Source organism: Serratia sp. P2ACOL2 (assembly GCF_003691565.1).
Lineage (GTDB): Bacteria > Pseudomonadota > Gammaproteobacteria > Enterobacterales > Enterobacteriaceae > Serratia > Serratia liquefaciens.
Window position 1 is genome coordinate 4,260,848 of the sequence record NZ_CP033162.1, and the last position, 26,044, is coordinate 4,286,891.

Annotated in this window: 18 protein-coding genes, 3 tRNA genes and 1 pseudogene; 10 read left to right on the forward strand and 12 right to left on the reverse strand. The window is 56.2% G+C overall.

Going from position 1 to position 26,044, the window contains the following annotated elements:
- Nucleotides 1-14 precede the first annotated feature (14 nt).
- Nucleotides 15-1,253: an MFS transporter gene (locus EBA31_RS20625; RefSeq protein WP_122080084.1), complete on the forward strand. Its 1,239-nt coding sequence runs from the start codon at nucleotides 15-17 to the stop codon at nucleotides 1,251-1,253.
- 618 nt (nucleotides 1,254-1,871) lie between these two features.
- On the opposite strand, the gene syd is transcribed toward EBA31_RS20625, so the two are convergent.
- Entirely contained in the window at nucleotides 1,872-2,423 is a 552-nt protein-coding gene (syd, locus tag EBA31_RS20630) for a SecY-interacting protein (RefSeq protein ID WP_122080085.1), read from the reverse strand.
- A 107-nt stretch (nucleotides 2,424-2,530) separates the two neighbouring features.
- Between syd and queF the strand changes: the two are divergent.
- The 3 genes and pseudogenes from queF to xni form a co-directional block, all read left to right on the forward strand.
- Nucleotides 2,531-2,641, forward strand: a pseudogene (queF, locus tag EBA31_RS27125) (NADPH-dependent 7-cyano-7-deazaguanine reductase QueF); the annotation flags it as partial.
- A 190-nt stretch (nucleotides 2,642-2,831) separates the two neighbouring features.
- Nucleotides 2,832-4,196, forward strand: coding sequence for a nucleotide 5'-monophosphate nucleosidase PpnN (gene ppnN, locus EBA31_RS20635; protein WP_122080086.1), 1,365 nt, complete (start codon nucleotides 2,832-2,834; stop codon nucleotides 4,194-4,196).
- A 169-nt stretch (nucleotides 4,197-4,365) separates the two neighbouring features.
- Nucleotides 4,366-5,121, forward strand: coding sequence for a flap endonuclease Xni (gene xni / locus EBA31_RS20640; RefSeq protein WP_020828378.1), 756 nt, complete (start codon nucleotides 4,366-4,368; stop codon nucleotides 5,119-5,121).
- A 30-nt stretch (nucleotides 5,122-5,151) separates the two neighbouring features.
- On the opposite strand, the gene rlmM is transcribed toward xni, so the two are convergent.
- The 4 genes from rlmM to EBA31_RS20660 all read right to left on the reverse strand — a co-directional run bounded on the left by rlmM (nucleotide 5,152) and on the right by EBA31_RS20660 (nucleotide 8,228).
- Entirely contained in the window at nucleotides 5,152-6,255 is a 1,104-nt protein-coding gene (gene rlmM, locus EBA31_RS20645) for a 23S rRNA (cytidine(2498)-2'-O)-methyltransferase RlmM (RefSeq protein ID WP_020828379.1), read from the reverse strand.
- On the reverse strand, nucleotides 6,248-6,643 hold the full coding sequence (locus tag EBA31_RS20650; protein ID WP_020828380.1) for a DUF423 domain-containing protein: 396 nt from the start codon (nucleotides 6,641-6,643) through the stop codon (nucleotides 6,248-6,250). The genes rlmM and EBA31_RS20650 overlap by 8 nt, the downstream gene beginning before the upstream one ends.
- 52 nt (nucleotides 6,644-6,695) lie before the next feature.
- Nucleotides 6,696-7,613, reverse strand: coding sequence for a transcriptional regulator GcvA (locus tag EBA31_RS20655; RefSeq protein WP_044553150.1), 918 nt, complete (start codon nucleotides 7,611-7,613; stop codon nucleotides 6,696-6,698).
- A gap of 390 nt (nucleotides 7,614-8,003) precedes the next feature.
- Nucleotides 8,004-8,228: a YgdI/YgdR family lipoprotein gene (locus EBA31_RS20660; RefSeq protein ID WP_004952250.1), complete on the reverse strand. Its 225-nt coding sequence runs from the start codon at nucleotides 8,226-8,228 to the stop codon at nucleotides 8,004-8,006.
- A 195-nt stretch (nucleotides 8,229-8,423) separates the two neighbouring features.
- Here EBA31_RS20660 and csdA point away from each other — a divergent pair, with 195 nt between their 5' ends.
- Nucleotides 8,424-9,629 carry a cysteine desulfurase CsdA gene (csdA, locus tag EBA31_RS20665; RefSeq protein WP_046372766.1) on the forward strand — a complete coding sequence of 402 codons (1,206 nt, stop codon included), beginning with the start codon at nucleotides 8,424-8,426 and terminating at the stop codon, nucleotides 9,627-9,629.
- A gap of 23 nt (nucleotides 9,630-9,652) precedes the next feature.
- Nucleotides 9,653-10,087: a cysteine desulfurase sulfur acceptor subunit CsdE gene (gene csdE, locus EBA31_RS20670; RefSeq protein WP_122080087.1), complete on the forward strand. Its 435-nt coding sequence runs from the start codon at nucleotides 9,653-9,655 to the stop codon at nucleotides 10,085-10,087.
- On the opposite strand, the gene tcdA is transcribed toward csdE, so the two are convergent.
- The gene (tcdA, locus tag EBA31_RS20675) at nucleotides 10,078-10,884 is read right to left on the reverse strand and encodes a tRNA cyclic N6-threonylcarbamoyladenosine(37) synthase TcdA (protein WP_122080088.1); all 807 of its coding nucleotides are present in this window, start codon (nucleotides 10,882-10,884) and stop codon (nucleotides 10,078-10,080) included. The genes csdE and tcdA overlap by 10 nt on opposite strands.
- A 302-nt stretch (nucleotides 10,885-11,186) precedes the next feature.
- Nucleotides 11,187-12,329: a murein transglycosylase A gene (gene mltA / locus EBA31_RS20680; protein ID WP_020828385.1), complete on the reverse strand. Its 1,143-nt coding sequence runs from the start codon at nucleotides 12,327-12,329 to the stop codon at nucleotides 11,187-11,189.
- 213 nt (nucleotides 12,330-12,542) lie between these two features.
- Here mltA and EBA31_RS20685 point away from each other — a divergent pair.
- From EBA31_RS20685 to EBA31_RS20695, 3 genes are all read left to right on the forward strand, one after another.
- Nucleotides 12,543-12,619 (forward strand) — tRNA-Met (locus tag EBA31_RS20685).
- A gap of 62 nt (nucleotides 12,620-12,681) precedes the next feature.
- Nucleotides 12,682-12,758: transfer RNA gene (locus EBA31_RS20690), tRNA-Met, on the forward strand.
- Nucleotides 12,759-12,822: 64 nt separating this feature from the next.
- Nucleotides 12,823-12,899 (forward strand) — tRNA-Met (locus EBA31_RS20695).
- A gap of 127 nt (nucleotides 12,900-13,026) precedes the next feature.
- Here the strand turns inward: EBA31_RS20695 and EBA31_RS20700 are convergent.
- Both EBA31_RS20700 and amiC read right to left on the reverse strand, forming a co-directional pair.
- Nucleotides 13,027-14,436 (reverse strand): MFS transporter, encoded by a 1,410-nt coding sequence (locus tag EBA31_RS20700; RefSeq protein WP_162302909.1) that lies wholly within the window; start codon nucleotides 14,434-14,436, stop codon nucleotides 13,027-13,029.
- 315 nt (nucleotides 14,437-14,751) lie between these two features.
- Nucleotides 14,752-16,008, reverse strand: a complete 1,257-nt coding sequence (gene amiC, locus EBA31_RS20705; RefSeq protein WP_122080090.1) for an N-acetylmuramoyl-L-alanine amidase AmiC — start codon at nucleotides 16,006-16,008, stop codon at nucleotides 14,752-14,754.
- 239 nt (nucleotides 16,009-16,247) lie between these two features.
- Here amiC and argA point away from each other — a divergent pair, with 239 nt between their 5' ends.
- Nucleotides 16,248-17,573, forward strand: a complete 1,326-nt coding sequence (gene argA / locus EBA31_RS20710) for an amino-acid N-acetyltransferase (protein WP_041414902.1) — start codon at nucleotides 16,248-16,250, stop codon at nucleotides 17,571-17,573.
- A gap of 43 nt (nucleotides 17,574-17,616) precedes the next feature.
- Here the strand turns inward: argA and recD are convergent, their stop codons facing one another.
- The 3 genes from recD to ptrA are packed head-to-tail and all read right to left on the reverse strand — an operon-like array spanning nucleotide 17,617 to nucleotide 25,900.
- Nucleotides 17,617-19,467 carry an exodeoxyribonuclease V subunit alpha gene (gene recD / locus EBA31_RS20715; protein ID WP_122080091.1) on the reverse strand — a complete coding sequence of 617 codons (1,851 nt, stop codon included), beginning with the start codon at nucleotides 19,465-19,467 and terminating at the stop codon, nucleotides 17,617-17,619.
- Nucleotides 19,464-23,015: an exodeoxyribonuclease V subunit beta gene (gene recB, locus EBA31_RS20720; RefSeq protein WP_122080092.1), complete on the reverse strand. Its 3,552-nt coding sequence runs from the start codon at nucleotides 23,013-23,015 to the stop codon at nucleotides 19,464-19,466. Before recB ends, recD begins: the two co-directional genes overlap by 4 nt.
- Nucleotides 23,012-25,900, reverse strand: a complete 2,889-nt coding sequence (gene ptrA / locus EBA31_RS20725) for a pitrilysin (RefSeq protein WP_122080093.1) — start codon at nucleotides 25,898-25,900, stop codon at nucleotides 23,012-23,014. The genes recB and ptrA overlap by 4 nt, the downstream gene beginning before the upstream one ends.
- Nucleotides 25,901-26,044 lie beyond the last annotated feature (144 nt).

Below are 26,044 nucleotides of genomic sequence, written 5' to 3' on the forward strand. Positions count from 1 at the left end.
AACAGATTAGACACATGCCTGCAATCACACCGACAAAAAATCACGCCACGCCCGGCAAAGCCATGCTGGCTTCGGTCACCGGCTACGCCATGGACGGCTTTGACTTGCTGATCCTCGGCTTTATGCTGCCGGCCATCAGTATCGAAATGGGATTGAGTTCTTCCGCCGCCGGTTCGCTGGTCACCTGGACGCTGATCGGCGCCGTACTGGGCGGGGTGATTTTCGGTCACCTCAGCGATCGCTTTGGTCGTATCCGGGTATTGACCATCACCATCCTGATGTTCTCGGTGTTTACCGGCCTTTGTGCCCTGGCACAAGGCTACTGGGATTTGCTCGCCTACCGTACGCTGGCGGGCATCGGGCTGGGCGGGGAGTTCGGTATCGGCATGGCGCTGATCGCCGAAGCCTGGCCGGCGGAAAAACGCAATCGAGCCTCGGCCTACGTGGGCATGGGCTGGCAGCTTGGCGTATTGGCGGCGGCGTTTCTCACCCCGTTACTGCTGACGCATATCGGCTGGCGCGGCATGTTCCTGGTGGGCTTGTTGCCCGCACTGGCGTCGTTCCTGATCCGCCGCACCCTGGGAGAACCGGAAGCGTTCGTCCGCCAGCAAAGCACCGGTGAACAGCTCTCTTTCGCCCAACGTATCAGGCTGCTGTTCAAAGACCGCGCCACCAGCAAGGCCAGTATCGGTATTTTTATTTTGTGCTCGGTGCAGAACTTCGGCTATTACGGGCTGATGATTTGGATGCCGACCTACCTGGCCAAAAACTTCGGTTTCTCATTAACCAAGTCAGGCCTGTGGACAGCGGTTACGGTGATCGGCATGACGTTCGGTATCTGGCTGTTTGGCGTCTTGGCCGACCGCTTCAGCCGCTGGAAGATTTTTATCAGCTATCAGATCGGTGCGGTGGTGATGGTAGTGGTCTATGCGCAACTTAGCGACCCGACGTTAATGCTGTTTGCCGGCGCGCTGATGGGAATGTTCGTTAATGGGATGATTGGCGGCTACGGCGCGTTGATCTCCGATACTTACCCGGTACAGGCGCGCGCTACCGCACAAAACATTTTGTTCAATCTGGGGCGAGGCGTTGGCGGCCTGGGGCCATTGGTGATCGGCGCATTGGTGACGCAGGTATCCTTCGCTGCGGCAATCAGCCTGCTGGCGGCGATTTATCTGCTGGATATTTATGCCACGCTGTTCCTGCTGCCTAAAAAACAGGTCGATGGCGATACGCTGGGGGCGATTGGTTAACAACTGAGATGAATTCGAGCAGGGTTAAGCCTGTTGACGGCTTAAAGCATAAATCCGTATAAAAAGTTGAGGGCACTGCGCTAACAGTGCCCTCGGTTCGTTTTATAGCAGTCCCGCTACACAGTGTGCTCCCTGCTCAATCCTTGAAAACTTTTCCTGCGGCCATCCTGACCAAACCATCCTGGCGTTGTCCCGTAGCATCGTCCTGATGCGGTTCCTTAGTCTTCATGACCCGCCAACCATCCCTTGCTGGCTCTCAATCTCCATCCTGGAGGTGTCCCTGGTTTCAGTCCTGAAACATCCTGGCATCTCCTGACGCCGTCCTTCGCTCTTCACTGAGCGCATCCACTTCTTCATCCTGAAGCTGCATCATCCTGATGCTTTCCAGCTCCACCGTATCCCTTCCGGTGAACATAAGATCGCTTAATTATCCCGGGTTCACAAGGGCTTACTGGCAGGCGTGCTACAAATTAATGCTAAGAGTTATCCTAAAGAAAAACTAACCAATTGATCTGGATAACAATAAAATGCTTCTAATCGGCAGTGAGCCAAAAATTAAAAGCGATCTCTCACAACGCTTGTGAGAGATCTCGCACAAGCAATGCGGTCAAATTAGCATCAATCGTCTATCCGCGGGCGCAATGCATCGAGGAAATTGCCCAGCGACGCGGCCAGCAGGGTGCGCTTATCACTGCCAAATTGCTCCAGCACCACATTCCCACTGACGTTGCACAAAGAGACCAGGGTCATTTCTGATTCGGTGGTTGCCAGGAACAGCGTCGGGGACAGTTTCAAACGTTTTTGCGTTACCAGATGACCGATCAGGTTTTCCTGCAGGCGGATAAAATCGTCTTCGCTCCATACCTGCAGCAAGGTCAAATGATGTTCGCCGAACTGCGCACCCATATCGCCAGCATACTGCTGGGTATAAAACAGATTGATGTCCGGCTGCAGACGAAGCTCAAGCGCAGTCTCTACCTTTTCCAGCGTTGCGGCCGGGGTGAAGGGTTGCGGCAACCACAGCGCCTGGTCATCACGGTTTTCGACCAGGCAGGGCGACGGCACGCCGTACAGCTCCTGACTTGCCGGCGCATGACCGCGCTCCTGCTGCCAAAGCTCAACATAACGCTGGGTAAATTCACGCAGGGCGTGCGGTACATCGTGGTCCATATTTTTTCTCGCATACGGTAAACTGGCGACCATTGTACCTATCTCTCACCAAGGTGACAGCAGATGTCCTCCAACCAAGCCCCTTCCCTGTCGGAACTGACGCTGGGCAAAGCCTGACAATCTACGCACGTTGCCCCCGTCGCGGCGGGCAGGACATCAATCCCTGGCGCAGCAAAACGGACTTTGTCCCGTTTCGAGGTCGTCCGACACGCCAATAGTGCGAAACATTGCTCAACAACTGAGCTAACGAGTGGTTTGTGTTGGTAAAAATCGGGGGACGGCGGTAAGGTTAAATCAGGTGCGCCGGGCATTCCGGTCGGGTTTTACCGCCGTGCCCTGACAATAACGAGATGCTGTTTTGCTGCGTATGGATTACTACTGCCCCGTTCCGGGTGCAAAGGAGTTACCTTGATTACACACATCAGCCCGCTTGGCTCTATGGATTTGCTGTCGCAGCTGGAAGTAGACATGCTGAAGCGTACCGCCAGCAGTGATCTATACCGTTTGTTCCGCAACTGTTCGCTGGCCGTTTTGAACTCCGGCAGCCAGACCGACAACAGCAAACAGCTGCTGTCACGCTACGAAACCTTTGATATCAACGTGCTGCGCCGTGAGCGCGGTGTGAAACTCGAACTGGTTAACCCACCGGAAGACGCCTTTGTCGACGGTCGAATTATCCGCTCGCTGCAGGCCAACCTGTTCGCCGTGCTGCGCGATATTCTGTTCGTTCACGGGCAGATCGACAGCGCCGGCCGTTTCCAGCATCTGAATCTGGAAAACTCGGCCCACATTACCAACCTGGTGTTCTCTATCCTGCGTAACGCCCGTGCGTTGCACCTCGATGAGGATCCTAACCTGGTGGTGTGCTGGGGCGGCCATTCGATCAATGAAAATGAATACCTTTATGCCCGCAAGGTCGGCAGCCAACTGGGCCTGCGCGAGCTGAATATCTGTACCGGCTGCGGACCGGGTGCCATGGAAGCGCCGATGAAAGGCGCCGCCGTGGGCCACGCCCAGCAGCGCTACCGCAACAGCCGTTTTATCGGCATGACCGAACCTTCAATCATTGCCGCAGAACCGCCAAACCCGCTGGTCAATGAGCTGGTTATCATGCCGGACATCGAAAAACGCCTGGAGGCCTTCGTCCGTATTGCCCACGGTATCATCATCTTCCCGGGCGGCGTTGGCACGGCGGAAGAACTGCTGTATCTGCTGGGTATTCTGATGAACCCGGAAAACAGCGAACAGGTCTTGCCGCTGATCCTCACCGGGCCAAAAGAGAGCGCCGACTATTTCCGCGTGTTGGACGAGTTCATCATGAACACGCTGGGGGACGCAGCGCGCCGCCATTACACCATCATCATCGACGATCCGGCGGAAGTGGCGCGGCAGATGAAAAAAGCCATGCCGCTGGTGAAAGAAAACCGCCGCAATACCGGCGATGCCTACAGCTTCAACTGGTCTATTCGCATCGCGCCGGATCTGCAATTACCATTCGAGCCGAGCCATGAAAATATGGCGAATCTCAACCTGTATCCGGACCAGCCGGCCGAACAGTTGGCCGCTGCGCTACGCCGCGCGTTTTCCGGCATCGTCGCCGGCAACGTGAAGGAAAATGGCATTCATGCCATTGAGCAGTTCGGCCCGTACAAGCTGCACGGCGAACCGCAGATGATGAAACAGATGGACAGCCTGTTGCAGGGCTTCGTTGCTCAACACCGTATGAAGCTGCCGGGCAGCGCCTATGTACCCTGCTACGAAATAGTCGCTTAACGAACCCTCTGGGCGGCTTAATAACCGCCCTTCTTTTTACCTGACTTTTCCGCCTTTACTCTATATGGATTTCAAGTTGCAGCCAGGCGGTAAGCGTGTTCATCCCCAGAGCTTACTTGGGGGGAGTACGTGAAGTCAGCAACGCTGCAGCTTGAAAGACGACGAGTTAATGCCTATACACCTACTGATTGTCGACGCCCTCAACCTCATCCGCCGCATTCACGCCGTGCAGGGGTCTCCCTGTGTCAACGCCTGCCAGCACGCCGTGCAACAGTTGATCCAGCACAGCCGCCCAACGCACGCGGTGGCGGTATTCGACGAGGACGATCGCAGCGAAAGCTGGCGTCATCAGATCCTGCCCGACTATAAAGCCGGACGTTCGCCGATGCCGGAGAATCTGCAGCAGGAAATGCCGCAGCTTCGCCAGGCGTTCGAGGCCCTCGGCGTCGCCTGTTGGCACTCGCCAGGCAATGAAGCGGACGATCTGGCGGCAACGCTGACGGCCAAAATCGCAGGCGGCGGCCATCAGGTCACTATTGTGTCCACCGACAAAGGTTACTGTCAGTTGTTGGCACCCAGCGTGCAAATTCGCGATTACTTTCAAAAGCGCTGGCTGGATATGCCGTTTGTGCAGCAGGAGTTTGGGGTATCGCCACAGCAGTTGGCGGATTACTGGGGATTGGCGGGGATCAGTAGCAGCAAGATCCCTGGTGTAGCCGGCATCGGACCGAAAACGGCGGTGTTGCTGTTGCAGCAGGCAGGTTCACTGGACGGGCTCTACCAGGCCCTGGAGCAGGTGCCGGAGAAATGGCGCGGTAAACTTCAACAACACCGCGACATGGCTTATATCAGTAAAAAGGTCGCCACCTTGCGCACCGACCTGACGTTAACCGGTAACCTGCAGCAACTGCGGTTACCGGCATAAACCAGGGCGCTGCAGAAAGCGCCCGCTCAATTAATCACGCTCGTCGCGACGACCAGCCACGGCAGACCACATACGGCGGACGTGCACGGTAACTTCTTCACGATCGTGGTACAGCTGCTTGGCATGGATTTGCGAGCTGATACCCGCCGCATCCAGCGCTTCCCTGATCGACTGCAGGTTCTGCGAAACCTCTTCGTAGCGTTTTTTCATCGGCAACTTCAGGTTGAAGATCGCCTCGCGACACCAGCCTTTCACCAGCCATTGGATCATCAAGCTGGTCACCTTCGCAGGTTTTTCCACCATGTCACACACCAGCCAGTAAATCTTGCTGCTGGAAGGTTCATATCTGAACCCGTCGGCGCGGTGATGGGTTACCTGTCCGGTATCCATCAGGCTTGGCGCCATCGGGCCATTGTCCACCGCGTGCACCATCATGCTGCGTTGCACCAGTTGGTAGGTCCAACCGCCCGGACAGGCCCCCAGATCGACCGCATGCATACCGCTGGCCAAACGCTCGTCCCACTCGTCGGCGGGGATAAACACGTGGAATGCCTCTTCCAGCTTCAGCGTAGAACGGCTTGGCGCGTCTGAAGGGAATTTAAGGCGCGGAATGCCCATATAGAACGGTGAGTTGTTGTTGCTGAAGGAGTAACCGACATAACAGCAACCCGGCGCGATAAAGAACACGTGCACCACGGGACGGGTTGCATTCTCACGGGCCATCAACACTTTCTGCTCACGCATCGCGGCGCGCAACGGCACCGTCAGTTTGCGGCAGAACTTCATCAGCTCTTTGCTTTCGTTGGTGTCCGGCACTTCTACTCGCAGCTCACCACCGCGATCCACCACGCCAATCAGCATGCCAACGATCGGTGATACGCGATCTTCCGGCGGCAAATCACGCAGAAGCTCGCCCACCACCAGCATCTGGCGGGCAAAAATCAGCTCGCGGAACGGAATTTCCCGCGCCAGGCGATCGGCATCGTCCGGTTGGTAGCACTCAAAAAGCACGTAGCCGCTGTTGTCCTTCACTCTGGCGAAGCCAAACACTTCCAGCTCGGCAGCCTTGGCGGTAATTTCCGCCGCACACTCTTTTTCAAAACCCTGGCGGCAATACAACGCAATCTTATTCATGGCGCTCGGCCTTTTTCCTCAGACGCAAAGCGCCAATCAACATCAATACCCAACCGGCCAGGAAACACACGCCGCCAATCGGCGTGATATAGACCCAGACCTTCAGGTGCGACAGCGCCAGACAGTACAGGCTGCCGCTGAACAGTACGGTGCCGAGCGCCAATAACGCCCCGCTCCAGTAAAACCACAGGCTGACACGGCGTTGCATCGCCACTGCCAGTGCCAGGATCGTCAGGGTATGAAAGCCCTGATATTCCAGCCCGGTACGGATCCAGGCCATCTCGTTAGCGCCCAGCGTGCCACTTAATACGTGTGCGCCAAACGCGCCCAGAGCAACAAATACAAAACCGCTGATAGCGGCAAAAATCAGCATTGAACGACTGCTCATCGTTATTTACCTTTATTGAAAAAAACCGGCGGCGACAAAACGGCGACCGGCCTCATTGTTCGTAGCGAAAGCGGAACTTTTCTTGCTCGCTGGCTGCCCGCGCCAGGATCCACTGACGAAAGGCGGCTATTTTACCCAGTTCTGCCTGACTGTCATGACATACCAGATAAAAAGCATTTTTACTGACCAGGACGTCGTTAAACGGGCATACCAATCGCCCGGCTTCGATCTCGGTCTGTGCCATCACGTTATTGACCAAGGCAATCCCCTGCCCATGCACTGCCGCCTGAACCACCATGGCGCTGTGGCTGAAAATCGGCCCCTGCTGTACATTGATGTGCTGCAACCCCAACTGGCGCGTGTAGGCCAGCCAATCGCGGCGTGAAGTATCATGCAGTAGCGTGTGATAAGCCAGATCGCTCGTCATTTTTAACGCATGTTCGCCGGTAAGCAGGCTGGGAGAGCATACCGGCAGCAGGTATTCCGCGTATAAACGCTCGGCGCGCAACCCAGTCCAGTTGCCGCGACCATAGAAAATCGCCACGTCCACGTCATCCGCCAGCTTGTCTTCTTCACGGTCCACCGCCTGGATACGCACGTCAATTCCCGGATAAGCTGAGTTAAAGCCGGACAAGCGGGGCACCAGCCACTGAATGGCAAAACTGGGAGGCAAACTGACGGTCAGTGCACCCTTGGCGCTGCGCGCCTGTAACTTGCGCGTTGCCTCATTGATCGAGGAGAAGATTTCCTTGATATCCAGATAATAACTTTGCCCTTCTTCCGTCAGCAACAGCGAGCGGTTGCGGCGCCGAAACAGCTTCAGGCCGAGGAAGTCCTCCAGCGACTTGATCTGGTGGCTCACCGCGGCCTGGGTGACAAACAGTTCTTCAGCCGCTTTGGTAAAACTCAGATGACGAGCAGCCGCGTCAAAGACCCGCAGTGCATTCAGAGGTGGTAAGCGTTTAGACATTTATTAGCTACTTTTGTGTAACAATATTCCGAGTGATTCGGCATAAAAAATCAGGCGGCGTGGTGTGCGGTGCAAAAGGCACAGAACAACAAAGCGCTACCATTAGTTTTTTTAATCCGAGCCATTATAAATTGTCCGTTGAGCATGCGCCAGCAAATACCTATAGTGGCGGCACTTCCCGGGCCGGAACGAAAAGGGAGTGGGTGTCGAGGACGCCGATGAACTTTTGGCTTGTGGTTGTGATGTTGTGTTTGCAAATTGTCTGGCAATCCAGACGTGGTAGCTAAGCTACTGTTTTTTCACTTCCTGTACATTTACCCTGTCTGTCCATAGTGATTTTATGCAGCACCGCAAGCTTTGCGGTGCTTTTTTTTGCCTGACGTTTACTGGTTACTGGTTGCTTTCAACCATTTCTTTCACGTCGGAGCGGTTGATCTGCTGCTCAACACCGTTGGCATCTTTATAGCTGATCATCCCGGTGTCGTTGTCCACTTTTGGCTTGCCGTCAGCGACAATAGTGCGCCCATCATTGGTGTGCATCACGTAATTGCTGGAGCAGGCTGCCAGGGTGAACGTAAGCATCAGAGCAGAGATAACTGCGGCTGTCTTCTTCATTGTGGACTCCTTGTAGTTTTAAATGCTGTAAAAAACCCTTTCTATTATTCAACGCCATTATTTAGCGCGTACTTATTAGCATAACAAACTTTCCCAAGATTGCCAGGCGATAAGTCCTAATGGTCGTGATAGCTTGTCTCCAGCCGTAAAATAAGACAGGATCAGTGATTGACTCCAGCCAGTGATAATCAGGGTATGACGCCTTTTAATCCCATCGACTTCCGTAATCAGTTTCCTGCATTGCAGCAGGCGGGCATTTATCTCGACAGCGCCGCCACCGCATTAAAACCTCTGGCGGTCATCGCCGCTACGCAGCAGTTTTATCGTGACGATGCGGCAACGGTGCATCGTAGCCAGCATAGGGCCGCACAGGACCTGACTGCCCGTTTCGAGCAGGCGCGCCAACAGGTCGCTACACTGATCAACGCCCCTTCAGCCGATGATATTATCTGGACCCGCGGCACCACCGAAGCCATCAACCTGATAGCGCAGAGCTATGCTCGCCCACTGCTGCAACCGGGTGACGAAATTCTGGTGAGCGAAGCCGAGCATCACGCCAATCTGATCCCCTGGTTGATGGTGGCAGAGCAAACCGGAGCTCGGGTGGTAAAACTGCCCCTTGGTGCAGATCGCCTGCCGGACCTGACATTGTTGCCTGGCCTGCTCAACGCCAAAACCCGTCTGCTGGCACTGGGGCAAATGTCCAACGTCACCGGCGGCTGCCCGGATCTGGCGTATGCCATCACTTTGGCCCACCGCGCCGGCGCACGCGTGATGATCGACGGCGCGCAAGGCATAGTGCACTGCCCTGCCGATGTTCAGCGGCTTGATATTGATTTCTACGCTTTCTCCGGCCACAAACTCTACGGCCCAACCGGCATAGGGGCGCTGTACGGCAAGAGCGAGTTATTGGCGCAAATGGCACCGTGGCAGGGCGGCGGCAAGATGCTGACCCAGGCATCGTTCGAGGGGTTCACGCCGCAAAAGCCTCCTCACTGCTTTGAAGCTGGAACGCCCAATATCGCCGGCGTGTTGGGGTTAGCCGCCGCACTGGAGTGGCTTTCCAATCAGGACATGTTGGCTGCCGAACGCTACAGCCGTGGCCTGGCCGATAACGCCGAACAAAGGTTGGGGGGATTACCGGGCTTTCGCAGCTTCCGTTGCTCAGGCTCCAGCCTGCTGGCATTCGATATTGCCGGCATCCACCACAGCGACATCGTCACCCTGCTGGCAGAACAAGGCATCGCCGTGCGTGCCGGCCAGCACTGCGCCCAACCGCTGATGGCGGCGCTCGGCGTCAGTGGGACGCTGCGAGCCTCCTTTGCACCTTATAACACCCAGGAAGATGTCGATGCTTTGGTCGCAGCCCTGATCAACGCCATCGACCTGCTGGCCGACTAGACTGAATGAACATCGGAGACGCTATGCTTGCCCCTCATCCCTTTGGCCGTGAAATCACCGCCGGGGCGCTAATCGAAAAATTTACCGCGCTGAAACAGTGGGAAGATCGCTATCGCCAACTGATCATGCTGGCAAAGCAGCTGCCCCCGTTGCCGGAAGCATTACGTGCAGCGGAAATGGAATTGAGCGGCTGTGAAAACCGGGTCTGGCTGGGGCATCAGTTGCAGGCGGACGGGACGCTGCATTTTTATGGCGACAGCGAAGGTCGTATCGTACGCGGCCTGTTGGCGGTGCTGCTGACGGCGGTGGAAGGAAAAACGCCGCAACAAATCGCGGCGATGGACCCCTTGGGGTTGTTTGATCAGTTGGCGCTACGCGCCCAGCTCAGCGCCACCCGAGCCAGTGGACTGGAAGCGCTGGCTGCCGCAGTGAAAGCGATCGGCACCCGCTACGCCTGACGCGCGGCTTTCGCTACCATCTTTTTCAGCGCGTGAGAAACGGCGACAAAGCCAAAGGTCGCGGTAACCATGGTTGCCGCACCGAATCCCGCACTGCAATCCATTCTTTTTGGCCCTTCTGCGGTGCTGCGCGACGCGCAAACGCTGCCATCCGGCTGCGGATAAACCAAGGGTTCGCTGGAAAACACGCAGTCGATGCCCAGCTTGCCCTTGCTGCTCTTCACCACGTTGAAATCATTTTTCAGCCGCTCACGCAGCTTGGCCGCCAGCGGATCCTGTATGGTTTTCGCCAGATCGACCACCGCAATCTGGGTCGGGTCTATCTGTCCACCGGCACCGCCGGTGGTGACCACAGGTATCTTGTAGCGTCGACAATAAGCCAACAGTGCCGCCTTCGGCCGCACGCTGTCAATCGCGTCAATGACGTAGCTGAAATTGTTATCGAGCAGCTCGGCAACATTGTCCGCCGTAATGAAATCGTCAATGCAGGTCACCCGACACTCTGGGTTGATCGCCAGGATACGCTCCGCCATCACTTCTGTTTTTGACTGCCCGACATGTTGGCGCAGCGCATGAATTTGACGGTTGGTGTTGGTGACGCAGACATCGTCCATATCTATCAGCGTAATAGCGCCGATGCCGGTACGCGCCAGCGCTTCTGCCGCCCAGGAGCCCACACCGCCGATGCCAATCACGCAAATGTGCGCCTGGGCAAACAGCGCCAACGCCTGCTGACCGTATAAACGTGCCGTGCCGCCAAAACGCTGCAGATAGGCTTCAGAATAGGCTGTGCTCATAACGCTTTGATTACCTTAACTTTGCAAATGATAAGGGCCGGAGGATCCGGCCCTTAAGATTATTGACAAAGGGGGATAAAAGCGTGGTTTTTCCCCCTTTGTGTTATCAGCCGAAAATCAATAAATTGATTTTCCTGATTATTTTCAAAATCTTTAGCGCCTGCCACCAAACATTATATGTTTGTCTGCAGTCTCGAGGGCCGGAGGATCCGGCCCTCGCGGGTCAATTTCGGTATACCCGTTGCCTTTCAAGCCACAGTCAGACGACCAGCCTGAAATTTATCGGGTAAAGCCTGGTGCCGTTAACGGGTGACCAACAGCGAACCGCCGGAGGCGGAGCTGGTCTGGCTGGTAAACAGCGGCGCGTTTACGTTGGCGCCTTTGAGCACCCAAACGCGGCCATAGTGGTTGTAATAACCCGCCGAGTGACCGGCGTCAGCCCCGATGCCCTGGTACATATCGAAGTGCTGGCCTTTGATCGCCCCACCCACGTCCAGCGCCACCATCAGACGCATCTCATATTTTCCCGTGAATTTACCCTTGTTGTCCAGCAGTGGCACTTCCGCCAGCAGCGTGGTGCCCGCCGGGATCAGTGAACGGTCGGAGGCCACCGAGGCTTTGGCGATCAGCGGCACCGCACTGGCACCCCGTACCGGTGCAAAGGCCTCCGGACGGAAGAAGACAAAGGAAGGGTTTTGTTCCAGCAGCTCACGCACTTCTGCCGCGCTGTGGGTATCCGCCCACTGACGAATCGCCTGCATCGACATATCTGCCTTCGCCACTTCACCGCGATCGATCAGCACCTTGCCAATGCTGCGATAAGCATGGCCGTTCTTGCCGCCGTAGCCGAAGAACACCAACGGTTGGCCGTTGCCGTAATCCACATAGCCACTGCCCTGGACTTCCATCATAAAGTTGTCCATCAGGGAGTTGGTGTACGCCACGATATAACGGTCATCCAACGCGCCTGAGTAAATGCCCGCGCGATCGGGCAGGCGGCCTTTTCCTTTTGGCGGCATGCGGTACAGCGGATAACGGAACTCACCCTGCTGGGTATAGCGCGCCTGCACTACCGGCGTGTAGTAACCGGTAAACTGAACGTTGCCGTAGTTGTCTACGCCTTCCATCTGGTAAGCGCTGAGGCCGTACTGGTTCAGATTGCGCGTATCGGCGCCGGAGGCCATCCAGTTCTGTACTGCCTGATAGGTGGTGTTGTTGCGATTAAAAAGTGAAGGAGAAGCGTATTTAATCTCCATCAGCTGATCTGAATAATCCTTGGCATTAACCGGTACACCTTTCGCGTTGGGTTGATTCACCAACTCCAGCGACTGATCCAGACGTCCATCCTTATATTGCTGTCCCCGATCGGTCGGCTTAGATGAACAGCCTGCCAGTATCGCTACCATTAACCCGCCCAGCAGGTATTTGCCCCAACGTCCTTTCATCGCGCACACTCTCAACTGATATGATCTCTCGGCGAACGATAACAAACGCCCATAGATAAAGGAATCGCCGCCTATAAAAAAAGCCCCTGGCCAGACAATGGTGAAAAAGAACGCAAATTGCGGGCTAATTCGACAGAAAGGCTGTTTTAGTTCAATAAAATGCAAAAAGGGTTGCAACAAAATGCACGGAGAGTATAGTGCGCTTCCATCGGACGCGGGGTGGAGCAGCCTGGTAGCTCGTCGGGCTCATAACCCGAAGGTCGTCGGTTCAAATCCGGCCTCCGCAACCAACCGATACTGCAAGAGCAGTATCAAGTAAGTGTTGGATTCGATGAAAAAAGTATTATACGGACGCGGGGTGGAGCAGCCTGGTAGCTCGTCGGGCTCATAACCCGAAGGTCGTCGGTTCAAATCCGGCCCCCGCAACCAACCGATACTGTACCAGCGGTATCTTATGAAAGTTGGTTTACGATAATACAAGCATTAAGACGGACGCGGGGTGGAGCAGCCTGGTAGCTCGTCGGGCTCATAACCCGAAGGTCGTCGGTTCAAATCCGGCCTCCGCAACCAATCTTAATGATCACAGACAAGCACCTTAACGGGTGTTTTTTTGTATCTGAAATCCACCAATCCCGATTTTACTCCCGCGAACAACGCCCTCTCCCTAACGTCAATGAAATCAATTTAGCACACTCGATCAATCATAATGACTTTCACGTTTTTGCAACCACATCCCCCCAATGGCTAACGCCGATACCACCGCCGGCACCGCCGCAAGCAGCAACAGATCGGATGCCATCCAATGGCGGGCAATCAGTGCAGCTCCCAATAGAGGCCCGAGCATCGAAGCGCCCCGCCCTATACCCAGCCCCCAACCTAAACCGGTTGAACGCAAAAATGTCGGGTAACCGCCGGCAGCCAGTGCATTTACCCCCGGCATGCCGCCGACGACGAAAACGCCCGTAACAAAGACCGAGCTGAATAGTATCAGCAGATTTTTCGGCTCAAAACCTATCGCGGCTATTGAAAGGGCCGCAATTGAAAAGCCGGTGATAAGCACACTGTAAGCCCCGAATTTATCAATCAGGCGACCCAGCGCCAGGGTGCCTAAAACCCCGCCAAACTGTAATGCTCCCGTGGCCAAATTGGCGATTTCCAGCGACAGACCCGCGTCCTTGATCAGGGTTGGCAGCCAATTTGCCAAAAAATAGAGATCGATAAGATTCATAAAATTCACCAGCCAAAGCAGCAAGGTGAACGCAGCACGGTTATCTCGAAAGAGATCAACCACCGTGGCTTTGGCGCGCTGCATGCCAATGTGGCTGTTGGAAAGATCGACGCTCATGGCCTGCTGCTCCGGAAACACTTTTCGCAAGGTTGAACGAATTGCCGCTTCTCCCTTTCCGCATCTCAACATCCATTGTGCCGACTCCGGCAGGTAAGCCCACATAGAAATCGCCAGGATAATCGGCAAAAGCCCTCCGAGAATAAAAATAGCCTGCCAGCCAACGAGCGGGATCAGCAAAGCCGCGGTAACGCCACCCAGCCCACCGCCGATCGCAAAAAAACAGGTTATCGCAGTGATATAGGTCGCTCGCTGGCGTAAGGGGCTGTATTCGACAACCAATGCAATACAGTTGGGCATCACGCCGCCTAAGGCTATACCGGCAAGGAAACGGAACCCCATCAGTTGGTTAACATTCTGGGCGAAGGCAGAACACAGGGTGAATACGCCAAAAATGAGCGTGGCAGAAATGATGGACGGCCTGCGTCCGATGCGATCGGCAAGCCAGCCCAGAGCAAAGGCACCGATGGCAATGCCGGCCAAGCCGGCGCTAAATACCGGGCCCAGCACCGCGGTTTCCAGCGACCAGGCATCCCGAATGGCCGGTGCGGCATAACCCATAGCCTGGATATCGAAACCATCACACAGTAGACAAAGCGCGCACATAGTCAGCAACAGCACTTGGCCGCGACGCGTCCCCGTGCTGTCTACCATTTCCTGAATGCTCTGCATTCCTTCGTTTGCGGACATTGACACGGGATATCCTTTTTTATGCGAATAAAATATATTTTTTAATAGAATATATTTTTTATCTTCTGTCAATTTTCAACGCCAATTTGGCTTGTCAGTGTCTTAGAGTGTGATCGGATCGACAAACGAGCCTCCGCAGCCTTTCCGGTCAGTCGGCACCTCGCTCGCTATTCGCAGAGGGATATGAATGGAAGGTCACTGGCGTTTCTCTCGATCACCGCCAATGAGTGAACAACAAGCGCGGATGGCACAAAGGGATGGGCAGTTACAGGGGTTTCTAAACAGAGAGGATCCTGGCAAAGCATTTGGCGTTAGCGCCAATGGCCGGCCTGAGTCGGGATAGTGCCTTTAATCGGAACAGCGGCAGTTTATTCCTGCCGCCTCAGCTTATCTTTGTCCGCGCGCTATTGCCCCGCCGTTAGCAAAGTACGCCTTAATTCCCGCCAGAATAGATTCCGCCACCTGCTGCTGGAAATGGGTAGTACGCAGTTTGCGCTCTTCCTCTATGTTGCTGATAAATGCCGTTTCAACCAGGATAGAGGGGATATCCGGCGCCTTTAACACCGCAAAACCGGCCTGATCGACGCGATTCTTATGCAAACGGTTGATTTTGCCCATTCGGTTAAGCACTTCCTTGCCGAATTTCAGGCTGTCGTTGATGGTTGCGGTTTGTAGCAAATCAAACATGGTGTGATCCAAATAGCGATCGCCGCTTTTGCTGACACCGCCGATTAGGTCCGATTCGTTCTGGGTCTGCGCCAGGAACTTAGCCGCCGAGCTGGTGGCCCCCTTGGTCGACAGCGCAAATACCGACGAACCGCGCGCGGCACGGTTGGTGAAGGCATCCGCATGGATCGACACAAACAGATCGGCGCGCTGTTTGCGTGCCTTAGCCACCCTCACCTTAAGCGGAATGAAGACGTCCTCATTGCGCGTCATAAACACCTTCATGTTCGGCTCACGCTTGATTAAGGTGCTCAGGCGACGGGCAATCTGCAGTACGATATCTTTTTCACGCGTTTTGAATTTGCCAATCGCACCGGGGTCCTCACCACCGTGGCCGGGATCCAGCATGATGACAATAGGCCGATCGCGCCCTGCTTTACCGGCCTGCGGTGCTTCCGCCGGTAAAGTGCGCTCAAGATCGCCCTTGTTGTAATCTTCCAGTAACGCCAACAGCGGATCATAGTCTTCGCCGCTGCCGCCCTTGCTCGGGTACAGATCCATCACCAGACGATTGCGGTATTCCGGCACCGGCGCCAATGTAAACATGTGGGGCGTGACGCTGCGTTTAAGCTCCAGCACCAGCCTGACGGTGTTTTGATCGAACTGGCCGACACGCGCCTGTTTCAGGTAAGGATCGTCGTCGCGTACCTGGCCGACAATGCCCTTAAGCACGCTGTTGAGCTGCACGCCCTCGATATCCACCACCACGCGATCGGGATTGGTCAACGCAAACTGTTTATATTTCAGTTCAACGTTAGATTCGAGCGTCACTCGGGTATAGGTAGAAGAAGGCCAGACACGTACGGCGATGACGTGCGACGAAGCGGCGACGCCCACCCGACTCACACTCAGCAACCAGCTAGCGGCAACCCCCTGCAATAAACGACGGCGGCCCAGATTGTGATTTGAGTTTGGCATGCGACTCCGGCAGTGGTAACAGATTAAAACAGATGAAAAAAACACCAGTAAACGGGAATGCCGAAAACTTTAACCAATCATTCCGGCGCTGTCATCAGAAAATCTTTTTATGGTTTTTCAATTTATTAACGATTCAGCGCCCTTAGCAAAGAAATAGAGACAATTTCCCACTTGCCATCAGGCTAATAAAAGAATAAAAATACAAAAATACCGTATAAATATGCAAATGAGGTTTGGCCGTGAAGGAACGTAGTACAGAGCTGGTCCAAGGATTCCGTCACTCAGTTCCCTATATCAACGCCCACCGTGGCAAGACGTTTGTCGTCATGCTTGGCGGGGAAGCCATCGAACATGAGAACTTTTCCAACATCGTCAACGATATCGGGCTGCTGCATAGCCTGGGCATTCGTTTGGTGGTGGTCTATGGCGCACGGCCGCAAATCGACGTTAATTTGGCGCAGCATAATTACGAACCGATTTATCACAAACATACGCGCGTTACCGACGCCCACACCCTTGAGCTGGTTAAACAAGCAGCAGGCCTGTTGCAACTGGATATCACCGCCAGGCTGTCAATGAGCCTCAACAACACACCGCTGCAGGGTGCGCATATCAACGTGGTTAGCGGTAACTTTATCATTGCCCAACCGCTGGGTATCGATGACGGTGTGGATTACTGCCACAGCGGCCGCATCCGTCGTATTGATGAAGAAGCCATTCATCGTCAGCTCGACAGCAACGCCATTGTGCTGATCGGCCCGGTTGCCGTTTCGGTTACCGGCGAAAGCTTTAACCTGACGTCAGAGGAAGTGGCGACCCAGTTGGCCATCAAGCTGAAAGCCGAGAAGATGATCGGCTTCTGCTCGTCTCAAGGGGTCACCGATCAGGAAGGCAATATCATTTCCGAACTGTTTCCCAACGATGCGCAGAAACGCATCGAAGAACTGGAAGAGAGCGGTGATTACCATTCCGGCACCGTGCGCTTCCTGCGCGGCGCGGTAAAGGCCTGTCGCAGCGGCGTACGCCGCAGCCACCTGATCAGCTATCAGGAAGACGGCGCTCTGGTGCAGGAGTTGTTCTCACGCGATGGTATCGGCACCCAAATCGTCATGGAGAGCGCGGAACAGGTGCGCCGGGCCACGATTAACGACATCGGCGGCATCCTCGAACTGATCCGTCCGCTTGAACAGCAAGGCATTTTGGTTCGCCGTTCTCGTGAGCAGTTGGAAATGGAGATCGACAAGTTCACCATTATTGAGCGTGATAACCTGACCATCGCCTGCGCGGCGCTGTATCCGTTCCCGGAAGAGAAAATCGGCGAGATGGCCTGCGTAGCGGTGCACCCGGATTACCGCAGCTCATCACGCGGTGAAATGTTGCTGCAGCGGGTGGAGAGTCAGGCGCGCCAGATGGGCCTGCGTAAACTGTTCGTGCTGACCACTCGCAGCATCCACTGGTTCCAGGAGCGCGGGTTCACCCCGGCGGAAGTTGACGTGCTGCCAATGCAAAAACAGGCGCTGTACAACTACCAACGCCGTTCCAAAATTCTGCTGGCTGACCTGTAACCCGTGGCGGGCGCAGCATATGAACTGCGCCCCAAGCTCTCTCTTAACCCGTTATCTGTAACCGCTCTGCCAACCCACTGCGGCGTTGGGTCGGGGTGCGGATCGCCCGTAGTAAAACGGCTTCGGTGGCATACAGCGAAAGCTGCTTCCTCGCCCGGGTAATCGCGGTATACACCAGTTCGCGGGTCAGCACCGGCAAGAAATGATTGGGCAGTACCAGTACCGTATGATCGAACTCCGAGCCCTGCGATTTATGCACCGTCATCGCATAGGCGGTTTCATGCGCCGGTAAACGGCTCGGCTGCACCGACTTAATGCTACCGTCCGGCAGTTGGAAATGAACGCGCAGCTCGCCGCTCTCATCTCGCAAAGCAATACCGATATCACCGTTGAACAACCCCAGCGCGCTGTCATTACGCCCAATCATCACCGGACGCCCCGGATACCAGCGCCCCGCAGTTCCTGGCTTACGCTGGATCAAACCGGCGCGTTGCAGTCCCGTTTCAATCCGCTCATTCAACCCGGCAATACCGAATGGCCCCTCTCGTAGCGCGCATAGCACCTGGAATTGGCCAAACGCAGCCAGTATCGTCACCGCGTCAGCACCTGTCGCCACCTGCTGCAGATAATCACGATAGCCCGCCACGCACGCATCCAAAAGTGCCTGATAGTCTTGCGTTTCCGCCAACGGGTGCCCCGTAACGTCACTGAAATTGCCGCCCAGCGCCCATGCTGCCTTCTTGCCATCCCCGGCATTTACCGCAAAGGCCAGTTGACCAATGCCCGAGTTGGCATCAAAGCGATAGCTCTTGCGCAGCAGGCACAGGCTGTCGCGCACGGCTGCCTCCGCCTCGGCACTTTGCCCCTGCAGCAGACAACCCGTCAGCCGCGAGAGCTGTTCTGCCCGTGCCACGCTATAACCTTGCTCGGCAAAGCGGCAGATATCGCCCAGCACCGCGCCAGCCTCAACCGAAGCCAGCTGATCGCGATCGCCCAGGAAAATCACCCGCGCCTGAGCAGGCAAAGCGGCAATCAGGCGCGCCATCATCGGCAGGTCAACCATCGAGGCTTCATCGACCACCAGTACATCCAGATGCAGCGGGTTGCCACGGTGATAACGCATACGCTGGCTGTTGGGCTGAGCGCCTAGCAGACGGTGAAGAGTGGAGGCTTCGGTTGGGAACAGCGCACGTTGCTCCGGCGTAAGCGCCAGTTGCCTGCCGGCGCTGCCTAAGGATTCGGTCAAGCGTGCCGCCGCTTTACCGGTGGGTGCCGCCAACTGAATACGCAAACGTCGGCCTTCGGCAAGTTGCACCAACGCGGCCAACAGCTTGGCCACGGTGGTCGTTTTACCGGTGCCCGGTCCGCCGGAAATGACAGCAATGCGCCGCGTGGCGGCCACCGCGGCGGCAATTTTCTGCCAGTCCGGTTCGTCGGTTGCTTCGCCAAATAATTGATCGAGAATGGTGCGTAGCTCGGCTTCTTCAACCGCCTGATGAAGGCTGTCACCGCTGATAAAATCGGCAACCTCACCTTCGTTCTGCCACATGCGCTGCAGGTACAAACGCTGCTGTTGCAACACCATCGGCATCGCCGTGCTGCCATCGCCAACCGCCGCACTGGCGGACAGGCGCTGCTGCCAGTCGATCAGGTCGGGCTGCCCGGACGCCAACCACACAGCCTGCGCCAGCTCTGGCTGACGTCCGTCAAAAAGATTCTCCGGCAACAACTGTTCCAGCATCAGGCAAACATGGCCGGCACCCGCCTCGGCGCTGAGGCAAGCGGCAGCCAATAAAATATCCGGCTGGTCCGCTGTGGCCACCACGCGGGCAAACTGTAAATCCAGCGGGCGCAGCACGCCGAGTGCCTGCGCCTGTTCCAGTAAAGCTATCATGGCTCATCCTCTGCCGTAATGGCCTCGCCGCTGAACAACCTGTCCATACCCTCGACTAACGCTTGCTCTGGCCGACAGGCGAAGATGCCGTTGCCTGGATGCTGCGCATCCACCCCGCGCAGGAACAAATAAATCACCCCGCCGAAGTGCCGTTGATAGTCGTAGTCCACCAGCCGATGGCGCAGATAACGGTGCAGCGCCAGGGTATATAACTGATACTGCAGATCGTAACGGTGTTCTGCCATCGCCTGCTCCATCGCCGGCCGGGTATAGGCACTGCTGTCCTCGCCCAACCAGTTGGACTTGTAATCCAGCAGGTAGTACTTCCCCTGCCAGCAGAACACCAGGTCAATAAACCCTTTCAACATTCCCTGCACCTGTTGGAAATCCAGTGCCGGGCAGCGAGCAGAAAGCGGATCGTAGTTTTTCACCAGGGCATCCAGCTCACGGGCCTGCAACAGCCTGTCGATCGGCAGATAAAACTGCAGTTCCGCCTGCTTTTGCGGCGGCGCCAATGCCGACAGCACGACACCGGCATCATTGAGCGGAGTGTTGAGCAACACTTGCATCCACGCCAGCAGTATCGGCTGCCAATGTTCGGCAAAGCCTTGTTGTTGCAGTTGCTCCAGCAGCCACTGTTCATCGAGCGGTTGGGTAAAATCGAGCGTTTCAAACAGGCTGTGCAAGAAAGTCCCCGGGGTAGCACCGCGAGGGAAAGTGTGCGGTGTGAGCGCTGGCTCACTGTCTTGAGCTTGCTCGCCTGCGGCATCAACATCCAGCCGCGGCAATAAATCCTGCATCAGGCCTGCGCCGTGCTGTTGCAAGCCGGTATAGCTGGTCACTCGCCAAAAATCCTGCACCTGACGTGAAAAACCTTTGGCGGCCAGTTCGCTCAATTCCGGCGTTTGCGGCAACCAGGGCTGTTCATCCAGCGTGTCGACCAGCGACAGCGCAACGCCTTCCCTGACAAGCTGTTGCAGGCATTGCTGCAGATAGGCCGCATCGCCGGCCTGGCCGGCTTGCACCAGATAGCCCAGCGCACTGCGGTGTAAATCCGTATCCCCCTGCTTCTTGCGGGTGCCTTGGATCAGCGGCGCAATACCGATGCTGCAGTGATACACCGAACGGGTCAACGCCACGTACAACAGGCGTAAATCCTCCGCCAGTCGCTCCTCCTCCGCCCATTCGATACTTTCTTCATCGGCGTTGAGGTCGAGCAAAGCCTGGAAGCTCTGGCGATCGTGATACAGCACCTGCTGCTGTTGGCGGAAATTACCGACGAACGGCAGCCACACCAGATCAAACTCCAGCCCTTTGGATTTATGAATGGTGATCACCTGCACCAGATGGCGATCGCTTTCCAGACGTAGCTGTTGGTTGTCAGACTGACGATTGGGTTGGGCAATCTGCTGCGCCAGCCAACGTACCAGCGCATGCTCGCTGTCGAGCTGGGCTGAGGCTTCCTGCAACAGTTCCCCCAAATGCATCACGTCGGTCAATCGACGCTCGCCCCCCTGCGTAGCCAACAGGTTTTCTGCCAGATGGCGCTGCTTCATCACCTCGCGCAACATCGGCAATACCCCCCGGCGCAGCCAGAGGGAGCGATAGCCGTCAAACTCGTCGACCAGCCTATCCCAGGCGCGCTCATCCTGATTCAAACTGTCCAGTACCAATGCGTCCAATCCCATCAGCCCGGTCGCCATAGCGCTGCGCAAGGTTCGCTCCTGCTCCGGTGCCAGCACGGCCTGCAGCAACCACAGCAAATCCTTGGCCTCTGGCGTATCAAACACGCTGTCGCGGTTGGACAAATAAACCGAAGGAATGGCCAGCGCACTGAGTGCATCGCGAACTAACGCCGCCTCGTTACGGCTACGCACCAGCACGGTAATGTCTGAAGCCTGCACCGCCCGGCGTTTATCGCCATCCACCAGCCAAGCCTGCTGCTGTTGCCCGGCGCTGAGCCAGTCACGGATTTGTGTGGCACACAGGCGCGCCATCAATTGTTGGTACTCACTAACGCCAACACCTTCTCCCTGCTGCAGCCAGAATTGCATTGCCGGTTGCGGTTGGTTTTGCAGTTCAAAAGCCAAGCCCCGGTTTTTTGCGGCGGCGGCCACGTCAATAAAGGGAATTTGGCTGAACAGGAAGGGTTTTTCCACCTGAGCAAACAGATGGTTAACGCTGCCGACCATTGCCGGTGACGAGCGCCAGTTGGTCTCAAGCGTATAGTGGGCGCTTACCTCTGAGCGGGCTCGCATATAGGTAAAGATGTCGGCACCGCGGAAGGCATAAATCGCCTGTTTCGGGTCGCCTATCAGCAGCAGGCCGCATTCGGGGCGGCCAACGTAAAGCTTTTGGAAGATACGGTATTGCTGCGGATCGGTATCCTGGAATTCATCGATCATCGCCACCGGATAACGCTGACGGATCGCCTGCGCTAACCGATCGCCGCCTTCACTGTGCAGTGCGCTATCCAAACGGCTGAGCAAATCGTCAAAGCCCAACTCGGCTCGTTGACGCTTTTCTTGCTGAATAGAAAGGCGAATCTCGCTCAATGCCCGCGCCATGATCAAATCTCGCAGCGTCAGCGGTTCATCAAAAAGTTCGTCGATAGCCACAAACAGCGGATGACGTGGCGGCTCGCCTTTTTTGGTTTTATCCAACAGCACCGACTGGCGGAATTTCTCCAGCTCTTTCGGTAGCTGATAGTCCTGCGTTTCCAGCACCGTCCATTCGCCCACCTTATGCAACCAGTTGGGCAGATGTTTGCTGCTGTAGCTGCGCTTGTCCACGCCGGACTGGCTGATTAAGGCTTCCAGATCGCCTGCTGCCGCCCCCCACTGAGCTTTAATGGCGTCAATACGCGCCACGATTTGCTCATGGCGCATCAGCACCGTTTCGTCATCTTTCGGCGGTCGTCGCAACAGCGGCGCTTCGCCATGCAAATAACCGGAGAGATCGGCCAGCAGGGCTTCCGGGCCGCTCCATTCCTGACTTACCGCCCGGGCCACGCCCAGCGGCAACGGGTAACAATGGCGACGCCAAAAATCCGCACAGGCCTGGCGACGCAGCGGCAACTCATCCTGCACCAGAGTCTGCTCAAACAGAATGCCGGACTCGAAGGCGTTGTGGGTCAGCATACGCTGACAGAAACCGTGGATGGTGTATATTGCCGCTTCGTCCATCTGCCGCTCGGCAGCCAACAGCTGCGCAGCGGCGTCGGGCAGATCTTTAATCTCCGCCATCAGCGAGGTAAATAACGGATCCTTGCTGCGGCCACGGACGCAGGCAATACGCAACCCATGGATATTGCTGCGAATACGCCCACGCAACTCCTCGGTGGCGGCCTCGGTAAAGGTCACCACCAGGATCTCCTCTACCGTCAGCGGCCGGGGAAAAGCCGCCGCCTGGCCCAGGCCAAGCAGCAGGCGCAGATACAGTGCCCCGATGGTAAAGGTCTTGCCGGTCCCCGCCGAGGCTTCTATCAGCCGTTCGCCAAACAGCGGCAACGTTAGCGGATCAAGCCGCTGCGGGGTAGTCTCTGTCATGGTGTAGCGACCTTACGCGGCATAGTTTGCTGCAGTGCGGACGCATTAGGATAAGTCACCCACTCCGGCTGCACGGCATAATCCGCCTTCTCCTGGCCGCTGCCGCTCACCTGCGACAATACCGCCAGACCCTGCGGCTGGATCACCGCCTGATGGAAATAGTCCGCCAATTTGACCGGCGTCAGTTGCTTGATCTGTTCAATCAGCTTATGGCGGGTATCAAACGCAAAATTGCCGCGATCGAAGTCATTGGCAAAACGGCCAGCCTCTTCACTCAGGGTTTGCGGGCGCTGTTTCAACTCGTTGATCATCGCCTGCTTATACTGTTCAAAGTCGGCCGGTTTCATCTCACGCAGGCGTTTTTCGGTTTTCGGGTAGAAATCCTGATAGCGCTGGTACAGATATGCCGGCTGCTTGCTGTTGCTTTGCAACAGGAAACCAATCCCCCACTGCCGCCCCACGGACATCGGGAAAGCAAATACCGCATAGCCCAATTGCTCCTGGGTACGCAACTGGCTGTAGAACCACGGCTGAATAATCTGGCCCAACAGCGAGCTGTAGGCCATGCCGGTCACTTCGTCATAGCCGGTCGGCACATAGACCGCTGCCAGCGCCGAGTCGGTGCTGCTGCCGGCACGCTGCAGGTTGGCCAGCTGTTTTTTAGCCACTTCAACGTCTTCGCCGTGCCACCATTCAATACCGGTACACCCCAGACGGTGTTTCAACGTGGAGGCCAGCGTATCCACCTGTTGCTTGCTCATATTGCCCACCACCAGCAACTCCGGTGTTGCATCGGCCAGCAGACTGTCGCGGTAGGCCAGCACGTCTTTCAGCGTCAAGGTTTTCAACACCTCACGGCGCTCGCTGCGTTCGGAGTACGGCACGCGGGAAACCATCTGCACCGGCTGAATCGCCAGTTCGAAGGCTTTGCCCTTTTCGGCAGAATCCAGTTGCTCCAAATACCAGGATTTGGCCTGCGCCAGTTGGTCTTCCGTCGGCGTGAAGCTGGAGTACCCCTCAATCAACGACGTCAGCAACTGCGGCAGACGCTGAGTGAAGCCGTTGGCGTTGAATTGCAGACCGTTGTTCGGTGAAGTAGAGAAACTCAAGCCGCCAACCGAGGCCTGATAGCTCAGTTGATCCAGCGAAATTCCCGCCAGATAGTCGGTCAACGAGAACAGCACCTGGTTGCGCGCCGAGTCCATGGTTTTTGCATTGCGGAACGCCACTGTAACGTCGGCTTTAGGCTCGTCGGCGAAGTAGCGGCTCGGCATATACAATACGCGCAGGCCCGGTTGGTCGACCACCATCTCCGGTTTTTTGAACTCGTGCGAAGGCTTGGTCAGACTGAAATCATCAGGAATATACGGGTTCAAGGCCGGTAACGACAGGTTGATCCCCTTGCCCAGTTGCTGCCACTGCTCGAAGCGCTGCGGCGTAATCTTATCGACCTGATAAGGCGCATTAACGAAGTAAGCCGTTTTGTTGTGTGGTTCATTCGGGCTGACAAACCAGATGCGTGCGTTTTGCGGCGTCATGGCGTCCAGACGCTCGGCAATCGCTTTGGCGTCGTAGCGGTCGGCCAGGTAAGGCGCATCCAGCGTATGTTCGACCGGCACGCGCAGCATGGTATCCACCAGCCATTCGATATAGTCCATATCACGGGTGATCGAGGGATAACGGAAATCCAGGTTCAGTACGTGGGAGATCTCATCAAAATAGCTTTGCTTGATGCCTTCGCTGCGTAACATCTTCAGGTAATTGAAAATTGCGGCAGCCACCTCGTCACGTTTGGCCAGGCCTTTATCGGTCAGCGAAACGCTGATGGAAAACACCCCGCCGTTGCGATCGACCATAGGATCGGCCCCGGCATTGATTGCATCCGCCAACCCTTGCTTCTGCAGCCAGTCCGACAGCGTGTTTTGGCTGCGGTTGCCAATCAGGTAAGCGATATAGGTATCAGTTTTACTGCGGAACTGAGCGCTGTTGTTGTCGATGCGGAACTCGACCTTCAACTGCTTGCGCGGCTGGGCCGGCACATAGTGAATAATGATCCCCTGTTGCTCAGGCGTGACGGCCGGGACGGTTATCGGCGGTACGCTGGCATCATGGTTAGGTACGCGGCCAAAGGTTTTGGCCGCCAGTTCAGCCAATGCCGGCAAGGGTTGGTTGCTGTACAACACCCCCATCATCAGATTGGCGGAATAATAGCGTTGATAGAATGCGGTCAGTTCGTCGTGCAGCTTGCTGCCGGGCTTGTCTTTCAGGGTATCGAGGTTACCGCCGGAAAAGCGCGCGCTCGGGTGAGCCGGGTTTAGCGTTTCCGCCCCGACCTGCGCCATGCGCATACCGTCACGCGAACGTGCCATCGTCAGTTCGGCATTCACTGCATTACGTTCGCGATCGGCATTGCCTGGATCCAATATCGGCTCGGCAATGGCATCCGCCATGCGGTCTACCGCCGGGGCCAGCGCATCGTTTTCCACTTCCAGATAGAATGCGGTGCGGTAAGAGGCGGTGCTGGCGTTATGGCTGCCACCGTGTTTCTTCAGAAACTCGGACAGGTTTTCCGGCTGCGGATAGCGCTTGGATCCCATCAGCACCATGTGCTCCAGGTAGTGCGCCAGCCCAAGCTGGCTGTTCGGATCCTCCAGCGAGCCCACCGGCAGCGCCAGCGCCGCCAGCGATTTTGGTGCCTGAGCATCGGACACCAGCAGCACGGTCATGCCGTTCGTCAGTTTGATCGCCTGATACTGACGCGGATCGTGATCGCTTTTGTTGATCTTCTCCGCCAGCGGTTGCCATCCCTGTGCGGCCCAGCTCAACGGTGCCCAAAACATAACCAATAATACTAACCCGGTGATGCGGGCCAACTGTCTGCGCATATCCAAAATAAACCCCTATTCTGACGCCGTCGCGCCAAATCCCTGACGTTGACGGCGTACATCAAAACAACACAACACAATAATATCTATATGCTTGTACGTTATGTAAGACCGGAGCTGACCCCGATAGTTGAATATAACCCT